An 18840-nucleotide genomic window follows, 5' to 3' on the forward strand; every position below is an offset into this window, starting at 1 on the left:
CAGCAAATTCAAAGCTAGCGATTCGTCGCCCCGGCGAACGCCGGGGCCCAGTGTCTTTGACGACCTGTAAGTCGCTGGATCCCGGCTTTCGCCGGGACGACGAGCTTTTTAGCCATTTCGCTTAAACAAGCAAAACTTTCCCCGGACAGCAGTGAGCTTTCGCCGGAACGACGAGTTGGGGTTATGCGGTGGCTTGCGCAAATGGCAATCCGCCAAACACCCAACAGACGATAGTTTCACTTCCAAAGAGAGATAGTCCCCGCCATCTGCAACGGAGGCCAAGCTCCCTATGACAACCACCATTTCATCCGAGCAGCGCTTGCAGCATCTGGAGCGTCTTTGCGGACAGTTGTTGGCACAGAATCATCGGTTGATCGAGCGCAACGCCAAACTGCTGCTGGAAATCCAGGCGATGCATCGTGAAGGCAGTGTGACGTTGCCGCTGAGCAACGTGGCGCGCATGCCGTTGACGCCGCGCCTGCATACGGTGCCCTGAAAAGCGCTGCGTTCGGAACGGGGTGCCATGGCTACGAACAGCGAAGATATTGCCGTTCTCAATCGCCTGATCGAAGCGACCATCGACAGTGTCGATGGCTATGACGAAGCGGTCAAGGACGTCAGGAATCCGGAAATAAAAGCCATTTTCCAGCGCCGTGCGCGTGAACGGCAGGCCGCGTGCATGTCACTGCAATCGCAAGTGAAGGCGCTTGGTGGGCAGCCGCAGGATGAAGGCACCATGCTCGCTTCCATGCATCGTGTGTTCGTGAATTTGCGCAGCGCCGTGCGCGCCGGCGATCTGGCGGTGCTCGACGAAGTGGAGCGCAGCGAAGATCACATCAAGGCCAAATACGAAGATGCCATCAGCGAAGCGGGGCTTTCCGCCACTTCGCTTGCCGCCGTGCAGCATGCATACGCGTCGGTGCGATCAGGGCATGACGAAATGAGCAAGTTGAAGCATTCGCTGCACCAGGTGCATGGCTGATCGCATAAGTCATGCCGCAGGCGTCCAAATCCGGGGGCGCCTGCGGCGGGGCATACGGATGGCGCGCATCAATGGGATGCGACGGAGCGGGCGAGCAAATCGTTGAGGCAGCCGAACAGCTCGCTCAGGTGTACCGGTTTCTGCAAGCGTTCCAGGTGCGCGTAATCGCGCGGAATGGCATCGCCGTCATAGCCGGTGGTGAGCACGATCGGCACGTTATCGGCCATCAGCCGATCAGCCAGCGGGAAGACGCGTTCCCCGCTCAAGTTCACGTCTAGGATGGCTGCATCGGCTTTCACGCCCTGGTCCAAGGCCTGCATCGCGCTAGCGACGTTGGGGAACGGTCCCACCACGTGCACGTCTTCCATTTCGAAGGCGGAGCACAGCGCATCGGCGATCAGATATTCGTCTTCCACCATCAGGACCGACTTTCCGCTCAGTTGGCTGGAAATCATGTGCAGGTTTCCCGTCGATGCAAACATTCTATATACAGGCTGCCTTGCTTAGGTGGCGTGTATACCGAGGAGGACATGTCGTGACGCAGTCGGCATGCCGATGGAGATGCGTTCGGCCTCATGCGGGCCCTGCGCGAACGGGTGACGGTGGAGGGGGGGAATCAAGCTGCGCAAATCCGCCGTGCAGACGCTGGCGCTGGCCTTGCACGAACTGGCGACGAAATCACGCAAATACGGTGCGCTTTCCACCGACTTCGGCCAGCTGTCGATCACCTGGCACACGGAAGACGATGATGAGGGCGCGTCATTTCTCGTCCTCGTGTGGTACGAAGACGGCCTGCCGCCACCCGAACACAAGGCCGCGACGACGGCGCTCGGCGGCTATGGACGCAAGCTGATCGAGCAGGCGCTGCCGTACACGCCTAACAATGCCAGGACCACCTATGAGATGAACGATGGCAGCCTGCGCTGCACGGTTCGATTGCCGCTGCGCACCGGAGCAGGCGAACCCGTGTAGGGTGGGGTGAGCGGAACGCGAACCCCCACGTTTCCGGATACATGCACATCCTGTTGGGATTCGCCTGCGTCTTACCCCAACCTCCGCGTCGCTTGCTGCTCATTCACCCCAACACCGGCACCGACATCGAACACCGCACGCCTTCGGGCAACAATTCATACTGCGTCTTCGCCTTCAACTGATACGGCAACGCACGCTCGATCAATTCGCGCCCGTAACCCGGCTGCACAACACCTTCGTCCAACGCCAAGACAGGCACGCCGGTTTCCTGCCAGAACACATGCAGAATCGATGGCTGCCCTTCGACATGCTCCACGTCCCATCGCACCGAAAGACGCGCGGAAGGGTAGGCGAGTGCGCCGTATTTCACGGCATTTACCACCAATTCGTGCAGCGCCAGCGCAAACGTCTGCAGCGCGGAGGAGCGCAAGCGCACGCCGGCAGGACCATCCAGCGTGATCTGCTGCAGCGAGACCGCATGGGCTGCAAGTTCGTTGCGCAGCAAGCCGTCGAACGTCACCTTTTCGCCTTGCACCAGCCGGGACAAGTAAACCTGCGCGCGGTTGATCGCATCCAGTCGTGCGGAGAACACTTCGGCAAAGCCATCGAGCCGGGTGTGCTTGGACAGCGTGCGGTCGAACAGCACGCGAATCACGCTGAGCAGGTTGCGCGTGCGGTGCTGCAGCTCCGTGTTGAGCACTTGCATCTGGCCGGTCAGCGCCTCGCGCAAGGCATCGCCGGCATGCGCCCATTCGGCGTCGGACGTATCCAGCAGGCGCCGCGCCAAGTCCCGGCGTTTCGCCATCAGCATGATCATGTCCGCCTCGTATTCCAGTTGCGGATGCGTTTCGGTCCAGTAATGGGCCTGTCGAACGAAGGCAAGGAAGGCCAGCAGGTATTCGAGATTTTGGCTGCCGACGGCGTGCTTGACGGCAGCACGCGCCTGCGCGGAGCGGGCAGGCACGACGAACATCACCGTCAACGCATCGAACAGGTCTTGTTCGTCGCGCGTGCACGGCGCAGGCATCGGCGCGGGTTCGGCATGACCTTCGAGCCGAGCGAGCACCGCTTCCAGATGCGCTGCGTTGGGTACGGGGCGGCTCAACAGTTGCAGCACCTGATCGATGGTGCTTATCGCTGCCTTGGCGTCGCCAGCCGGATGGCCTCTGCCGAGCAGAAATCCGACGTGGCGCACGATGCAATAACGCATTTCGCAAAAGCGCGACAGATGCACGAACAATCGCTCCTTGAACAGCGAGGGCAGGGGACTGTCCAGATACGCCGCCTTCGCCTGCACCCATAGCTGTTCGCCCAAGCCCGGTGCCGCCGATGCGGTGAGAAAAAAATGGGGCAGCACGCCCAGGCGTTCACGTACTTCGCGCTGGAAGCGCGTTTCCTGCGTGTCGGCTTTGGCACGTCGATTTGGCGAAGCCAACGCCGTGCGCCAGCGCTCGCGCAGGGCGGTGAATAGCAGGAAGCGCCGGACGTCCTGCAGAGGCGATACGTCGATCTTGCGCACCGGTGGCGGTTCGGCCTGCGCGCCAGTTCGTTGCAAGACGTGGGTGTTGGAGCGGCGATGCTGTGACATAACGTTGCTGAGGCTCTCGGTTTTATTTGTTCTTTTTAATGACAGAGATCTGCTGCTTGGATGTGCAGCGCTATGTCGAGCAATCCAGAGCCCCTGCTACGTTTGGCGCAGCGAAGTCACCTTGACATAACGCAACTAAACGCCGTGCACACACGTTGTCAGTATAGGTTTCACGTACTGGTTTAAGGTGATAAACGTGATGCTCGCCATGATGTGCGCCCTTTCCGGCAAACACGCTATTAACATCGTTCCGCACTTAACTTTTTCACTAGCCGGACACTTTGCTCGTCATTCCAGCGAAAGCTGGACATAGCGCGAAGCGCGGAGAACGTCCAAATGGACGGCCCCGAAGGGGTGAGCGAAGCGAATCATCCAGTGCCTTTTCAACCTCAAAGTCGCTGGAATGACGGGTTGGGGTCTACGGTGACGGCAAAAACCTTAAGTTCGGAGCATTGGGGCCAGGGTGGGGTGCGAGCGTAGCGAGCGGTTGCATGGCACTCAGCGAGGCACGATAGACGATGATGGAACCGGATGTTCACGGGCGATAGCCAAGCCATGCGTCAGCTCCGCCCCCAGCAGCACCACGAACGAGGCGTAGTACACCCACGTCAGCATCACCACGATCGTGCCGGCCGAGCCATACGCGCCGCCGATGCTGACGTGCCCGATGTACAGCTCGATGGCGAATTTGCCGAGTATGAACAGCACCGTCGTCAGCAAGGCGCCCCACGCCGCGTCCGCCCAGGCGATCTGCGTATCCGGCAGCACTCGGTACATCGCGCCGAACGCCACCACGAACACCAGCAGCGATATCACGTATTCCAGGATCGACCAGGCCAGCGATCCATACGGAATCATCAGGTGAATCGCCGCGCTGACCGCAAAGGAAATGATCAGCAGGAAGGCGATGCCGATCACCAGCGCAAACGCGCGTGCGCGTGCTTTCAGCCAGATGCCGATGGCATTGTGAGACGGTTCCTGCACGCGCCAGATACGATTGAGCGAGCCCCGCAATTGCGCAAACACTGCCGATGCGCTGAACAAGGTCACAAGCAAACCGAGAACACCAGCGACGTTGCCCAGCGCCGGTCGCGACTTTGCGGTGTTGACGATCATCACCACGGCCTGCGCCGCCCTGTCGCCCATCATGTTGGTAAGCGCATGGTTCAGCTGCGCCTGCCATTGCGCACCCAATAGCGAGAGCAGCCACAGCGTGAGCACGATCAACGGCGCCATCGACAGCGCGGAGTAATACGCGATCGCGGCGGCATGCGTGAAGAGTTCGTCTTCATTGAAGCCGGTGATGGCGCGGTGCAGAGTGGTGCGTAATGCATGGCGCATGGTCGGGTCCTCGCCATAACCCTTGCATGTCCGTTGTAGGAGCTTGGTGAGTGTCGCCGGTTATGATTCGGGCACAGTCCTCGCGCCGGCAAAGTCTGAAAGGCCCATTTCCACAATCGCGCGGGACCCTAAAAAAGCAGGGGAAATAAACATTTGGATCGATCCATTGCCGCGACCGCAAATGAAGAAACATTACCTCTCGCCTGCAATTTCGTAATTGCCCGACAAAAGAGCAAGCCGCAGCATCCACATTGCCACCCATCGGCGACGGAACATTAACGCTTAGGGGATTTGCCGGTGGGTGCATCTGTCGGGCGTGTCCCGAAATGACAACAACAGCCGATAGGCCAAGGCCTGCCGGCACGGGTAACTGCGGGGAGAAGAAAGCTCATGATCGGTAAGGTGCAAGCATCAGACATGCACGGCGTTGAACGTCCTGTGCAATACAAGCCGGTGTCCAGTGCTCGACTGGCGGTGGCCGTAGCAATGGGATTGGCGTTTACGTACGGCTGCGCCGCCGTGCATGCTCAGGATGCGGCACCTGCTTCCGGTACCGGCAGCGCGTCGGCGCAAACGGGTGAGGTGAATACCGGCACCAAAGCTCGCACCGAAGCCCAAAAGAAAGCACAGGAAGAAGCCAAGCAGCTGGTCGGCGTCACTGTCACCGGCATCCGCGCGTCGGTGGAGAAGGCGCAGGACATCAAGCGCGATGCCGACACCTTTGTCGATTCGCTGTCCTCAACGGACATCGGTGCGCTGCCGGATCGCAGCGTGACGGAAACCTTGTCGCGCATTCCCGGCGTCACCATCGATCACTTCCTCTCGCAGGGCGACCCGGAGCACTTCTCCGCCGAAGGCAACGGCGTGCAGGTGCGCGGCCTTACGCAGGTGCGTTCCGAATTGAACGGCCGCGACAGTTTCTCCGCCAACGGCGGGCGCGCGCTCAGCTTCCAGGACGTGCCGGCGGAACTGATGTCCGGCGTGGACGTGTTCAAGAACCAGAAAGCCGACATGATCGAAGGCGGCCTGGGCGGCACGGTGAACCTGCGTACCTTCATGCCCTTCGACTTCCAGGGCCAGAAGATCGCCGCTTCCGTCAGCGAGAACTACGGCGACTTCGTCAAGAAGTACAAGCCGTCCGCGTCGGCGCTCTACAGCAATCGCTGGAACACCAGCATCGGCGAAATGGGCATCCTCGTGGATGTCGCCGATTCGCGCCTGGCCACGCGCACTGACGGGCTGTTCGTGCGTCCGTTCTTCAAGAACGCCGCCGGTACCTGGGTGCCCCGCGGCGCAGACTGGCGCACCTTGCTGTACGACCGCAAGCGCGACGGCTATTACCTGGCCTACCAGTGGCGTCCCAGCAGCACGCTCGACTTTTACGCCACCGCGTTCCAGAGCAGATACCACGAGGTTTGGGACGAAGATGCGATCTTCGTGAGCAACGACCCGACGCAGGTGGTGGTGGACGCCAGCCAGCCGAGCCAGGTCAATGGCGGCGTGTTCCAGTCCGGCCGCCTCACGCAGTCCGGCGGCATGCCGATGGGCACCGACATCCGCGCATCCGACAGCACCTCCAAGACCACGGACTTCTCCACCGGCATGAAGTGGCTGGTGGGCTCGAGCACGGAAGTCACCAGCTCGTTGCAATTCGTCAAGGCCACCACCAACGCCTTGGATTCTACCGTGGCCCTGGGCACCAACGTGCCCTACATCGACGTCGCCCTGAACGGCACCAACCCGCCGCACATCGGTGTCGATTCCAACTTCACCGGGAACCCCGCCAATTATTACTGGGGGTTCACCATGGATCACCAGGATCAGAACTATGCGAAAGAGCTGGCTTGGCGCGCTGACGTCGAGCACAGTTTCGTCGATGGCTTCGTGCATGCGTTGAAGGGTGGCGTGCGCCTGACCAATCGCTACGCCGACAACATCGATACGGGTTACAACTGGACGCCCGTGTTTCAGACCTGGATGCAAGGCTGGGCGATTCCCAGCGGTGCGCTGCCTAGCCTGAACTTGAACAGCACGGTCAATACCAGTTTGGTGCACCTGGATACGTTCAACAACTTCTACCGGGGCGGCGCCGGCATACCGGGCGCGTTCTACGCACCGGTGCTGTCGACCGCGCTGGGCTATCCGGGCAGCTACGCGGCCATCCACGACGCCGCCATTCCCTACTACATCGGCGGCGGCTACAACGTGCCGTACCAGCCCACGCTGCTCGATGCTGCGCACACCAATCTCCAGCACGAAAAGACCTACGCGGCGTACGCCATGCTCGAATTCGGCGTGGACGATGCCAACCTCAGCGGTAACGTCGGCGTGCGTGCGGTGCAGACCAGGAACAGTTCCCAAGGCTTCCTGGTGTTTCCCAACGTGACGTTGGCGCCCTTTTTGGGCAATGGCCAGACCTCGCCCATCAACGCCCGCAACGAATACACCGATATCCTGCCCAGCCTGAACCTGAAGTGGGAGTTCGCGCCGAACGTGGTCACGCGTTTTGCCTTCTCCAAGGCGATTGCGCGTCCGGACTTCAGCCAGATGCAGGCCTATCAGATCCTTACCGCCAATGTGCTGTCCGGCTATACCCCGCCGGCCGGCACCACCACCTTGCCGATCGACAAGCTGACGCTGACCAGCACGTCTACCAGCAACCCGTACCTGACGCCGATGAAGGCCAACCAGTTCGATCTGTCGCTGGAGTGGTACTTCGATCCGGATCGCGGCGGCATGACCTGGATCAACTTCTTCCACAAGGGCATCACCGACTACTTCCGCAACGAGTCGGAGTTCGTGAGCTATCCGGGTCTCGACGGCAACAACTACCAGTATCTGGTCACCCGCCCCGTGAATATCGGCAAGGCGACCATCGATGGTGCGGAAGTGGGCTGGAACGAGTTCTTCGACTTCCTGCCGGTGAAGGGCTTCGGCATGTCGGCGAACTACACCTACATCCGCAGCCGGACCCACATCCCGAACGACTCGACCGCGGTGCCGTTGGACACCGATGGCTCCAAGTACGGCGACCTCCCGGCGGACGGCCTGTCGAGGGATTCGATGAACGTCGCCGGTTTCTATGAGCACGGCCCATGGCAGATCCGATTGGCCTACAACTGGCGCAGCCAGTATCTGCTGTCGGTCGGTCCGAACGGTTATAACGGTACTGACAACAACATCCCGTGGAAGCTGCCGGTGTTCGCCGATGCCTACGGACAGCTGGATGGCTCGATCTTCTATTCGTTCAACGAGAACATCAAACTCGGCCTGGAGATGAACAATCTCAATAACGCCGAACAGCGCACGATCATGTACCAGAATGCAGCCGGCAAACACATCACCTCCTGGTACGTGAACGACACCCGTTATGCACTGACGTTGCGTGTGACGTTCTGATCCAACCCGGCCTGCTCTGCCATGCGGTCATTTCGGTTTTCGCCGGAATGGCCGCAAGGCGAGGTCGTAGGCTGGGATGCAATCCCAGCTTTTATCCGCGTGGCGATGCTGGATTTCATCCCAGTCCACGTGCCGCAGTGAACTTTTATCTCGTCATTCCGGCGAAAGCCGGAATCCAGTTCAAATATGCGTCCGAAGGACACAGCAAATTTTTGAGTGCTACGCACGACGTATTGAAACTGGATTCCGGCCTTCGCCGGAATGACAGTGAGGCGAGAAGAGGCTTGTTCGGCATGTTTAGACACATGGGTGTTATTGCCTGCGCTTTGTTCCTCACGCTGAGCGTCCACGCCAGCCAACCCAGCACAGCCCCTTATCATTTCACCAGCGTCCGCATCGGCGGCGGCGGTTTCGTCAGCGGCCTGGTCTATCACCCCAGCGCGCAAGGTTTGCTGTACGCACGCACCGACGTCGGTGGCGCGTATCGCTGGGATCAATCGTCCATGCGCTGGACGCCGCTGACCGACTGGCTGAGTGCGGCGGACAACAACTTGCTTGGCATCGACAGCCTCGCCATCGATCCGCACGATGCCGATCGCGTGTACCTGCTATCGGGCACCTACAACGACCCGCGCACCGGCAACGCCGCCGTGTTGCGTTCGACCGATCGCGGCGCGCATTTCCAGCGCTCCGATCTGCCGTTCAAGATGGGCGGCAATGAACTGGGTCGCGGCGATGGTGAGCGCCTGGTGGTGGATCCCAACGACGGTCGCATTCTGTTTCTCGGTTCGCGCGATGCCGGCTTGTGGCGCAGCGACGACTATGGTGCGCATTGGAAGAAAGTCGATGGTTTTCCGTCGGTCGCGACATCGCTTTCGGCAAGCTCGAAAAACAACTGGCGGCGGCAGGCGATCGGCATCGTGTTCGTGGTGTTCGATCCCAGTAGCGGTTCGCCAGGCAAGCCAAGCAGCACGCTTTACGCCGGTGTTTCGACGAAAGAAACCAGCTTGTTTCGTTCCATTGATGGCGGACGCACTTGGAATCCGGTTTCCGGCCAGCCGCTCGGCTTGCGTCCCAATCACATGGTTCGTGCGAGCGATGGCACGTATTACCTGAGCTATGGCGACGAACCGGGCCCCGACAGCATGCACGACGGCGCGGTGTGGAAATACGAACCTGCTGCGCAACGCTGGACCGACATCACGCCGCTGCCGCACGTGATCGGCACGCCAACGGGCTACGGCTGGGGTTCGGTGATGGTTGATCCCAGCAACCCGAACGTGGTGATGACGGCGACCTTTGCGCATTACACGCCGAAAGATTTGTTGTTCCGCAGCACGGATGGCGGCCGCCACTGGCAGGAAATCTTTGCGCATTCGCAATTCGATTACAGCGATCCGGCATGGGTGCGCGAGCACACGCCGCACTGGATGGCCTCGCTGGCGATCGATCCGCATGATCCGGATCGCGTGTGGTTCGTTACCGGTTACGGTGTGTGGATGTCCACCGATATGCGCAAGGCCGACCAGAAAGGCGACGTGCATTGGCAATTCCAGGATCGCGGGCTGGAAGAAACCGTGGCGCTGGATTTGATAAGTCCACCGCAAGGCGCGCATCTGCTGAGTGCGATCGGCGATCTGGACGGCTACAAGCACGACGATCTCGACGTGGCGCAACTGCAGTTCACCGCGCCGCCGCGCTACGCGAATAGCGAAAGCATCGATTTCGCACAAAGCAAACCGGCGCTGATGGTGCGCAGCGGCTATCTGCGCAAGCCGTTCGATCCGGCGATCCGTGCGGCGCATTCGGAAGACGGCGGCGTGCATTGGCAGGCTTTCGCCAGCGAACCCGAGCCGGCCGGGGAGGGCGCGGGCAGCATCGCGATCTCGGCGGATGGCTCGGCGGTGCTATGGCTGCCGCGCGATGGTGCGCATGCCTACCTTACGCACGATTTCGGCAAGCATTGGCAGCCCGTCGACGGCTTGCCGCCGCACGCGCGCGTGCTGAGCGACCGTGTCGATCCCAAGCGGTTTTATGCGTATGCAGGCCGTTTCTTCGGTCACGCCGGCCATGCCACCCAGGTATTGGCGAGCCGCGATGGCGGTGCGCATTTCCAGGTCATCGGCGGTGCCTTGGGCGAGCGCTTGCAACACGGTTCCATCGCGTGGATGCGTGCGGCGCCCGATGCGGCCGGCGTGGTGTACGTCGGTGGCGAGGGTCTTGGGTTGTTGCGCGCGCACGATGATGGCAGTGCGCTGACCAAGCTCGGCAAACTGGCGGACGTGCGCGACTTCGGTTTCGGCAAATCGGCGCCGGGCAGTGCGTTGCCCACCGTGTTTGCGGAAGGAAAGCTTGGCGATGTGGATGGTCTCTATCGCTCCACCGACGATGGCGCGCATTGGCTGCGCATCGATGACGATGAACATCGTTATGGCGGGGAGCGATTGATTACCGGTGACCCTCGCGTGTTCGGGCGCGTGTATTTCGCGAGCAGCGGGCGAGGAGTGTTTTATGGGGATCCGAAGCAACCGTAAGTGAACGAGATCTGGAAACAAGCCTCACTCCGCGAGCACACAACGTTGCGGAAAACCCCAACCCCGTCGTCCCGGCGAACGCCGGGACCCAGCGACTTTGCTTTTCAAGGCGCAAGGACACTGGGCCCCGGCCTGCGCCGGGGCGACGAGTGTGAGGTTTTTCGCAAGCATTTCAAAGAATGGTGATTCCCGTGCAAACCTCATTACATCGCCGAGTCACGTCCCTGTGGCTCGTGTTCGCCGCGCTCTTTACCACCGGCCTGTCCCTGCCGGCTTCCGGTGCCGACGCTCCAAGCGACATGCCGCACTTCGTCACCGAAAACGGCCGCCACGCCTTCATCGTCGACGGCAAGCCCTTCTTGCTGCTCGGCGCGCAAGTGAACAATTCCAGCAACTACCCAGCGATGCTGGATCAAGTGTGGCCGGCGATCGACCACGTACAGGCCAACACCGTGATGGTGCCGATCGCGTGGGAGCAGATCGAGCCCACCGAAGGCCACTTCGACTTCAGCTTTCTCGACACGCTGCTGACACAGGCGCGCGAACACAAGGTACGCCTGGCGCTGCTGTGGTTCGGCACCTGGAAGAACAACAGCCCCAGCTATGCGCCGTCCTGGGTGAAGCTGGACAACAAGCGTTTTCCGCGCGTGATCGCGCAAGACGGCAAGCAACTCGTCTCGCTGTCGCCACTCGGCGCCGCCACGCTGGATGCCGATCGCAAGGCGTTCGTGCAGTTGATGACGCATCTGCGTGATGTGGATAGCGCGCAGCACACCGTCATCCTCGTGCAGGTGGAAAACGAGTCGGGCAGCTACGGCACCGACCGCGACTATTCGCCTGCCGCCAACGCAGCGTTTGCGCAACCCGTGCCGGCGGCGGTGCTCAAGGCCGCCAACAAGCCTGCAGGGACGTGGACGCAGGTGTTCGGCAAGGATGCGGCGGAATACTTCGAGGCGTGGCACGTCTCGCGTTTCATCGGCCAGGTCGCCGCAGCGGGCAAGGCGGTGTACCCGCTGCCGATGTATGCCAATGCGGTGCTGAGCGATCCCGTGCATCCCAGCCCACCGGCCAGCCATTCCAGCGGCGGTCCTTCGCAGAATGTGCTGTTCATCTGGAAACAGGGCGCGCCGGCCATCGACATGATCGGTCCGGATCTGTACTGGCGCGATAGCGAGCGTTACTTCGCTGCACTTGGCCTCTATTGGCGACCTGACAATCCGCTGGTCGTCACCGAAACCGGCAACGATCAGCCGTATGCGCGGTATATCTTCGCCACGCTGGGCCATCAGGGCATCGGCTTTTCGGTGTTCGGCATCGACTACACCGGCTACGTCAACTGGCCGCTGGGCGCGCCGAAAGCCGATGAGGCAGCGTTTGAACCGTTCGCGATGAACTACCGCCTGCTGCGCCCGATGAGCGAGTTGATCGCCACACTGAGCTACGCCGGCAAGGTGTGGGGCGTTTCCGAACCGGAGCACGAACACAGCCAGGAGATCGACATGGGCGACTGGCGCGCCAAGGTATCCTACGGCTTGCCGACGTTCGGCCCCACCGAGCAGCCGCCCGGCAACAAGACGCCCAAGGGCGGCGTGCTGATCGCACAGATCGGCAAAAACGAATACCTCCTCACCGGTTATTTCGCGCGCGTGGATTTCATGGCGGGCAAGGACAGGGAGCACGAGCATTTCATGATGGAGCGCGTGGAAGAAGGGCGCTACGACGAACGGGGCCATTGGAATTTCATGCGGCTATGGAATGGCGACCAGACGGATTGGGGATTGAACTTCACCGACAAGCCGCAGGTGTTGCATGTGAAGTTGGCTACGTATTGAACGTAGGTTGGGGTGCGAACCCCAACATGCGCCACGCATGCACAGATCACGATGTTGGGGTTCGCACCCCAACCTACTCGATTAGGAACAAGCGTTTCATGCAAAACCGATTTCTGAAACATCTGGTGCTTTCGTTGTGCATGGCGCTCGGCACCGTCGCCGCCGCCCAGGCCGCACCCGATAGCGCTGCCGTCGAACAACGCGTCGACGCCATGCTCGCCAAGCTCTCGCTGGAACAGAAAGTGGAACTGCTCGGCGGCGTGGACAACTTCTACACGCATGCCGAACCCAGCATCGGCCTGCCCGCGATGACCATGTCCGATGGTCCCTATGGCGTGCGCGCACCGGGCCCTTCCACGGCTTACATGGCCGGCATTGGCCTGGCTGCATCATGGGATCCGTCGTTGGCCAAGGATGTCGGCGCAGCGATGGGACGCGATGCACGCGCACGCGGCGTCAACTTCCTGCTCGGCCCGGGCGTGAACATGTATCGCGCGCCGCAGAACGGCCGCAATATGGAATATTTCGGCGAAGACCCGCTGCTGGCCGGCAGCATGGCGGTGGGTTTGATCCAGGGCGTGCAAAGCGAAGGCGTGGTGGCAACGGTGAAGCACTTCGCCGCCAACAACTCCGAATACGATCGCCGCCATCTCGACTCGCATATCGACGAACGCACCTTGCGCGAAATCTACTTGCCTGCGTTCGAGATGGCGGTGAAGCAAGGCCACGTCGGCGCGGTGATGAGCAGCTACAACCTGGTCAATGGCGACTACCTCGCCGAGAACCACGCGATCAGCTATGACATCCTCAAGAAGGATTGGGGTTTCAACGGCATCTTCATGTCCGACTGGGGCGCCACGCACGATGGCCTGAAAGCCTTCAACGCCGGCCTCGATCTGGAAATGCCGGCACCGGATGCGATGAAGCCCGAGTTGATCCTGAGCAACCTGCGCAGCGGCAAGCTTTCGCAGGCGATGCTCGACGACAAGGTGCGCCGCATTCTGCGCACGGCGGTGCGCTTCGGCTTTCTCGATCGCCCACAGAAAGATTTGTCGCTGCCGCTCTACAGCCTGCAGAACGACCAGGTGGCATTGAAGAATGCGCTGGAAGGCCTGGTGTTGCTGAAGAACGATCGCCACGTGCTGCCGTTCGATGCGAGCGTCAAGACCGTCGCGGTGATCGGCCCGAACGCCGATCCGGCGATCAGCAGCGCGGGCGGCAGTTCGCACATCGATACGTTCCAGGCGCAGAGCGTGCTTACCGGCATCACGCATCTGGTCGGTGACAAGGTGAACGTGCTGTACAGCCGTGGCTTGCCGTCGGCGATGGACGTGTTCAAGAAATCCAGTTTCAACACGCCGGATGGCAAGCCAGGCTTGCTCAGAGAGACCTTTGCGAACGATGCGTTTCAGGGCAAGCCCAGCAACAGCACCGTGGATGCGCAGGTCGATCTGTGGAAACCGGAACTGTGGACCACGCCGGCCACGCAGCGGCAGAGCATTCGCTGGAGCGGCCGTTTCCTGCCCAAGCATGACGGCAAGTACCTGTTCCTCACCGCAGCGGCGAGCGAAGACACGTACACCCTGTACGTCGACGGCAAGCCGGTGATCACGCAACCGCATCGCGAAGGGCAGGCGCCGCTCTACGCCACGCTGAGCCTGCATGCCAATCAACCGGTATCGATTCGCCTGGATTACAAGCCCGACGTCGATTACAGCCGCATGGGCTTGGGCGTGATCGCCATCGATGATTTGATTTCTTCCGATGCGAAGAAGATCGCTGCGATGGCCGATGCCGCCGTCATCGCGGTCGGTTTCGATCCGAGCTCGGAAAGCGAAGCCTACGACCGCACCTTCCAGTTGCCGTGGGGGCAGGAGGCGCTGATCGAAGCAGTGGCCGGCATCAATCGCAAGACGGTCGTCACCGTGACCTCCGGCGGCGGCTACGCGACGGATGATTGGCTCGACAAGGTGCCGGTGCTATTGCAGAACTGGTATCCAGGGCAGGAGGGCGGCACGGCGATTGCGCAAGTGCTGTTCGGCGAACACTCGCCGGAAGGCAAGCTGCCGATCAGCTTCGAGCGCCAGTGGACCGACAATCCCACGCACGATTGGTACGACGCGCCGCCGCATCCTGCCGGCACCTATCCGTCGGTGACGTATGGCGAAGGCGTGTTCCTCGGCTATCGCTGGTACACCAGCCATCCGGATAAAGCGCAGCCGTTGTTCGCGTTTGGCTATGGCTTGTCGTACACGAGCTTCCGCTTTGCGAATCTCGCGACGAAGACGGTGGGCAAGGATCAGGTGGAGGTGTCGTTCGACGTGACCAATACCGGTCAGCGTGAAGGCGCTGAAGTGGCGCAGGTGTACGTGGGCGATCCCTCCGCCAAGGTGGCGCGTCCGGCGCGCGAGTTGAAGGCGTTCCGCAAAGTACGCCTGCAGCCAGGGCAGACGCAGCACGTCACGTTGCAACTGGACCGCCGCGCGTTCGCCTATTACGACGTTGGCCACCACGCTTGGCAGGTCGATGCGGGCGCGTTCAAGCTGTATGTGGGCGATGCGTCGAATGACACGCCGCTGGAGAGCGAGATCACCATGCCACGCGATTGACGCAGGCTGGGATGGAATCCCAGCACCGCCATGCCGATAAAGCGCTGGGATTTCATCCCAGCCTACGGGCTGCGATACTTCGGACGCATGAGCGAAGCCCCCGCCACCATCCTGGTAGCCGACGACCATCCGATGTTTCGCTCGGCCGTCGTGCACGCGTTGCAATCGGCGATCCAGGGATGCCAGGTGCTGGAGGCATCCAGCCAAAGCACGCTCGAAACCAGCCTTGCCGCCACGCCCGAGATCGACCTGGTGCTGCTCGATCTGACCATGCCGGGTGCGATCGGCTTTTCGCTGTTGCTATGGCTGCGCGCCGAACGGCCGGATGTGCCGGTAATCGTGATTTCTTCCGACGATCGCCCGCGCACCGTACGCCGTGCACAACAGTTTGGCGCTGCGGGTTTCGTGCCCAAGGCGGCGCCGGTGGAGGATTTGAACCAGGCCGTGCAGCGTGTGCTGGACGGTGGATTGTGGTTTGAATCCACACGTGCCGAACGCAGCGAGCAGGATGCAGCGCTCGCCGCACGCTTTGCACAACTGACGCCGCAGCAATTTCGCGTGTTGATGCTGATGGCGGAAGGGTTGCTCAACAAGCAGATTGCCGATCGGCTCGGTTTGGCCGAAAACACCGTGAAAATCCATGTGACGGCGGTGCTGTCCAAACTGGATTGCCGTTCGCGCACACAGGCGGCGGTCTTGGTCAAGTCGCTGGACCTGGAAGAGGGCCCGTAGGTTGGGGTTCGCGCCCCAACCTACGCGGCGAGCAGCAATTGCATCATCATGGCCCGCAATCGCGCGGGCGACAGCGGCAGGTTCGCCGTGTGCACGCCGGCCTGCCGCAATACCTCGCGCAGGCTGGCTTCTTCCTTGCCAAGCAAGGCGATGATCGGCGGCCCATCGGGTTTCATCAACGCCAGGATGGGTTCCCACTGGCCATCTACCAGAATCAGGTCGGGCGTTGGCGATGACGATGCAAGCGCTTCATCGGCCTTTGCCCATTCAAAAACCTGGCAATCCCAAGAGCGCAGCATCGCCGCTGTTTTCAATCGTAGATGGGCGTTCTCTTGAATCAACCAGATCACCCGGTTTTTCAATAGCGAATCGTTGCCATCATCCTCGCCCGCGGGAGTCGCAGGCTGAGGTGGCTGCGCCAACGGCACCGTAATGCCGAACACACTGCCTCGACCTGGCCATGAGCGCACGAGCAACGGATGATCGAGCAGATGCGAAATACGCTCGACGATGGAAAGCCCAAGTCCCGCACTACGCTCATCCGCATCCACCGCGGTATCCAGCCGCCGAAACTCCTGGAAAATAAGCTTAAGCCGATCTTCCGGAATGCCGATGCCGGTATCCCATACCTCGATGCGTATCGCTCGCCCGATGCGGCGGCAGCCAAGCAGAATGCGTCCCTTTGGCGTGTAGTGCAGCGCATTGGAAAGAAAATTCTGCACCGCCCGCTGCAGCAGCGCCGGATTGCTGCGTATCCAGACTGATGTGTTGGCGAAGGCAAGCTGCAGACCTTTCGCCTGCGCCATGATGCCGAACTGGCCGGCCAGCTCCTGCAGCAACGGCGACAACGCGAATACCTTCACATCCGGCGTGATGGCACCCGCATCCAGCCGCGCCAGGTCGAGCATGCTGGTGAGCTGACTGTCCAAGGCTTGCAGCGAACGCTCGATGCGTTCGATCACGCCGGCGTCCACCGCGCTGGATTGTTTCAAGGCGCCCGCAAACAGCCGCGCGGCATTCAAAGGCTGCAGCAGATCGTGCACGGCGGCGGCGACGTAGCGCGTCTTGTTGCGATTGGCCCGTTCCGCTTCCGCCTTGGCGGCGCGCAGATCCTGCGTGCTGGTTTCGATGCGATGTTCAAGCGTATGCGTCAGCGTGCGCAGTTCGCGCGCCGCCTCTTTATACAAGGCAATGTCCGCATAGCTGGTAACGAAGCCGCCACCCGGCAACGGCCGGCCGCGGATTTCCAGCAGTACGCCATCGGGGCGCTCGCGTTCGACCATATGCGGGCTGCCCTGGCGCAAGTAGTTCAGGCGGCGCTGGATAGCTTCGTCGATATCGCCGGGGCCGAGCAAACCGCGTCCGGCGTTGTAGCGAAACAATTCTTCTACGGAACGCCCCGGCTGTAATAGCGATGCCGGATAGCCGAACAATTCGGCATAGCGCGCATTCCAGGCCACCAGGCGCAGTTGTGCATCGATCACGCTGACGCCTTGCGGCAGGCGTTCCAGCACGCCGGGCTGTCCGGCCATGGCTTGCAACGCGGCGTGCACCAGGCTGTCTTCCTCCGAACGCAGCGCGCTGGCGTAGTGCGAAATCAACCGCTCCAGATCGCGACGGCTGCGCTGGTGCAGCTGCGCGGCACGTACACGTTGCTGCAGGAACAGCGCAAGCAGGATCGCCGCCAGCCAAATGCTCAGCGTAAGGATGGCGGTGCGATAGGCGGCGACGGTGGCCGGATGTGCATCGCGCAACAGATGCAGGGTCCATTGCTGCGAAGGAAGCGGCATGGATTGCCAGACAGCATCATGCGGTATGCCGGGTTGATCGACATGCACCAGCTGGCCGCCGGAGGCAAGCGCAGACAAGGTGCGCAGTGAGGCGGGCGGCAACAGACTGTTGCCATATTGGCGGGTGCGCGCGAGCGTGGATTCTACATGGGGGCCAAGCGACGTCAGCGGCCGATAGATCCACGCAGGCTGATTGCTGAGAAACACCACCTCGTTCGCATCGCTCAACAGCACGGTATCGCCGCTGCTTACCCATTCCTTTTCCAGCGTATCGAGCGGAATCTTGATCACGATGACGCCGATGCGCTGGCCTTGATCGTCATGCAGTGCTTCGGAAATGAAATAGCCGGGAAGGTTGGTGGAAATACCGATGCCGTAGAACTTGCCTACGTCCTGCTGCATCGCCTGCTGGAAATAAGGGCGAAACGCATAGTTGAGGCCTACGTTGCTGGACGGCTCCTTCCAGTTGCTGGCTGCAATGGCTACGCCATGGCGATTGATCAGGGTGAGTGTGGAAACATGCGTGGCGCCGTTGGCGCGTGTCAGTTTGCGATTGAGTGCATTGACGTTGATCGAAGCTGGTTCCGACAGCGCATCGCGCAATTCCGGATCGAGTGCCAAGACGGTTGGCAGTACGCGATAGCGGTCCACCAGGCGTTGCAAGGCGAGAGCGCGAATTTGCAGCTGGTTTAGTGCTTGCCCGGAAAGTTGTGCCAGGGCGTGTTGTTTCGTGTACCAGGCGGCGGCCCAGGTGCTGCCGGCGATGGCCACGATGAGTGCGGCGAATGCGGCGATTTTCAGTGTTCTGGATGGAAGCCTTGGCATGGCGTACATGCTAATCGCAATCGAGGGCAGCCGTAGGTTGGGGTGCGAACCCCAACATCGCCATGTCGATGGGCGCCGGAGTGTTGGGGTTCGCACCCCAACCTGCGATCTAGCCGGAAAGTACTAGTCGCATGGTGTTATTCAATACCCCACGCACCAGCGGCATGCTGTTCCCCGGGGACAACCAACAACACGCCGACGGCGCAGGACCCTCGGCACGACGCACTTTTACGGGG

At 61.2% G+C, this 18840-nt stretch carries 13 protein-coding genes; 8 read left to right on the forward strand and 5 right to left on the reverse strand.

Going from position 1 to position 18840, the window contains the following annotated elements; all coding sequences use genetic code 11:
* The first annotated feature begins 289 nt into the window (after positions 1 to 289).
* Both VJR68_RS04565 and VJR68_RS04570 read left to right on the forward strand, forming a co-directional pair.
* Positions 290 to 496 carry a hypothetical protein gene (locus tag VJR68_RS04565; RefSeq protein ID WP_324146379.1) on the forward strand — a complete coding sequence of 69 codons (207 nt, stop codon included), beginning with the start codon at positions 290 to 292 and terminating at the stop codon, positions 494 to 496.
* A 27-nt stretch (positions 497 to 523) separates the two neighbouring features.
* Positions 524 to 982 carry a PA2169 family four-helix-bundle protein gene (locus VJR68_RS04570; RefSeq protein ID WP_324146381.1) on the forward strand — a complete coding sequence of 153 codons (459 nt, stop codon included), beginning with the start codon at positions 524 to 526 and terminating at the stop codon, positions 980 to 982.
* Between the two features lie 68 nt (positions 983 to 1050).
* Here the strand turns inward: VJR68_RS04570 and VJR68_RS04575 are convergent, their stop codons facing one another.
* On the reverse strand, positions 1051 to 1437 hold the full coding sequence (locus VJR68_RS04575; RefSeq protein ID WP_324146382.1) for a response regulator: 387 nt from the start codon (positions 1435 to 1437) through the stop codon (positions 1051 to 1053).
* 181 nt (positions 1438 to 1618) lie between these two features.
* Between VJR68_RS04575 and VJR68_RS04580 the strand changes: the two genes are divergently transcribed.
* Positions 1619 to 1954, forward strand: coding sequence for a hypothetical protein (locus VJR68_RS04580; RefSeq protein WP_324146383.1), 336 nt, complete (start codon positions 1619 to 1621; stop codon positions 1952 to 1954).
* Between the two features lie 103 nt (positions 1955 to 2057).
* On the opposite strand, the gene VJR68_RS04585 is transcribed toward VJR68_RS04580, so the two are convergent.
* Both VJR68_RS04585 and VJR68_RS04590 read right to left on the reverse strand, forming a co-directional pair.
* The gene (locus VJR68_RS04585) at positions 2058 to 3542 is read right to left on the reverse strand and encodes a sensor histidine kinase (protein WP_324146384.1); all 1485 of its coding nucleotides are present in this window, start codon (positions 3540 to 3542) and stop codon (positions 2058 to 2060) included.
* A 498-nt stretch (positions 3543 to 4040) separates the two neighbouring features.
* Positions 4041 to 4883 (reverse strand): YihY/virulence factor BrkB family protein, encoded by an 843-nt coding sequence (locus VJR68_RS04590; protein WP_324146385.1) that lies wholly within the window; start codon positions 4881 to 4883, stop codon positions 4041 to 4043.
* Positions 4884 to 5273: 390 nt separating this feature from the next.
* Here VJR68_RS04590 and VJR68_RS04595 point away from each other — a divergent pair, with 390 nt between their 5' ends.
* Positions 5274 to 8282, forward strand: a complete 3009-nt coding sequence (locus tag VJR68_RS04595; RefSeq protein WP_324146386.1) for a TonB-dependent receptor — start codon at positions 5274 to 5276, stop codon at positions 8280 to 8282.
* Here VJR68_RS04595 and VJR68_RS04600 read toward each other — a convergent pair.
* A complete protein-coding gene (locus VJR68_RS04600) occupies positions 8252 to 8587 on the reverse strand; it encodes a hypothetical protein (protein ID WP_324146387.1) in 336 nt (111 codons plus the stop codon). The genes VJR68_RS04595 and VJR68_RS04600 overlap by 31 nt on opposite strands.
* Between VJR68_RS04600 and VJR68_RS04605 the strand changes: the two genes are divergently transcribed.
* From VJR68_RS04605 to VJR68_RS04620, 4 genes are all read left to right on the forward strand, one after another.
* Complete coding sequence (locus VJR68_RS04605; protein ID WP_324146388.1) at positions 8588 to 10816, forward strand: cellulase; 2229 nt, start codon at positions 8588 to 8590, stop codon at positions 10814 to 10816. It abuts the gene before it with no gap.
* A 299-nt stretch (positions 10817 to 11115) separates the two neighbouring features.
* The gene (locus VJR68_RS04610) at positions 11116 to 12648 is read left to right on the forward strand and encodes a DUF5597 domain-containing protein (RefSeq protein WP_414647738.1); all 1533 of its coding nucleotides are present in this window, start codon (positions 11116 to 11118) and stop codon (positions 12646 to 12648) included.
* A 98-nt stretch (positions 12649 to 12746) separates the two neighbouring features.
* A complete protein-coding gene (locus tag VJR68_RS04615; RefSeq protein WP_324146390.1) occupies positions 12747 to 15257 on the forward strand; it encodes a glycoside hydrolase family 3 protein in 2511 nt (836 codons plus the stop codon).
* An 87-nt stretch (positions 15258 to 15344) separates the two neighbouring features.
* Positions 15345 to 15989, forward strand: coding sequence for a response regulator transcription factor (locus VJR68_RS04620; protein ID WP_324146391.1), 645 nt, complete (start codon positions 15345 to 15347; stop codon positions 15987 to 15989).
* Between the two features lie 20 nt (positions 15990 to 16009).
* Here the strand turns inward: VJR68_RS04620 and VJR68_RS04625 are convergent, their stop codons facing one another.
* Positions 16010 to 18613 (reverse strand): PAS-domain containing protein, encoded by a 2604-nt coding sequence (locus VJR68_RS04625; RefSeq protein WP_414647735.1) that lies wholly within the window; start codon positions 18611 to 18613, stop codon positions 16010 to 16012.
* Positions 18614 to 18840: the final 227 nt, after the last annotated feature.

Source organism: Dyella sp. (assembly GCF_035277725.1).
Classification (GTDB): Bacteria; Pseudomonadota; Gammaproteobacteria; order Xanthomonadales; family Rhodanobacteraceae; genus Dyella_B.

What these genes read in the sequence shown, in the direction of transcription:
- VJR68_RS04565 (WP_324146379.1), top strand. Translation starts at nt 290, where the DNA reads ATGACAACCACCATTTCATCCGAGCAGCGCTTGCAGCATCTGGAGCGT.
- VJR68_RS04570 (WP_324146381.1), top strand. Translation starts at nt 524, where the DNA reads ATGGCTACGAACAGCGAAGATATTGCCGTTCTCAATCGCCTGATCGAA.
- VJR68_RS04575 (WP_324146382.1), bottom strand. Translation starts at nt 1,437, where the DNA reads ATGATTTCCAGCCAACTGAGCGGAAAGTCGGTCCTGATGGTGGAAGAC.
- VJR68_RS04585 (WP_324146384.1), bottom strand. Translation starts at nt 3,542, where the DNA reads ATGTCACAGCATCGCCGCTCCAACACCCACGTCTTGCAACGAACTGGC.
- VJR68_RS04590 (WP_324146385.1), bottom strand. Translation starts at nt 4,883, where the DNA reads ATGCGCCATGCATTACGCACCACTCTGCACCGCGCCATCACCGGCTTC.
- VJR68_RS04595 (WP_324146386.1), top strand. Translation starts at nt 5,274, where the DNA reads ATGATCGGTAAGGTGCAAGCATCAGACATGCACGGCGTTGAACGTCCT.
- VJR68_RS04605 (WP_324146388.1), top strand. Translation starts at nt 8,588, where the DNA reads ATGGGTGTTATTGCCTGCGCTTTGTTCCTCACGCTGAGCGTCCACGCC.
- VJR68_RS04610 (WP_414647738.1), top strand. Translation starts at nt 11,116, where the DNA reads ATGCCGCACTTCGTCACCGAAAACGGCCGCCACGCCTTCATCGTCGAC.
- VJR68_RS04615 (WP_324146390.1), top strand. Translation starts at nt 12,747, where the DNA reads ATGCAAAACCGATTTCTGAAACATCTGGTGCTTTCGTTGTGCATGGCG.
- VJR68_RS04620 (WP_324146391.1), top strand. Translation starts at nt 15,345, where the DNA reads ATGAGCGAAGCCCCCGCCACCATCCTGGTAGCCGACGACCATCCGATG.
- VJR68_RS04625 (WP_414647735.1), bottom strand. Translation starts at nt 18,613, where the DNA reads ATGTACGCCATGCCAAGGCTTCCATCCAGAACACTGAAAATCGCCGCA.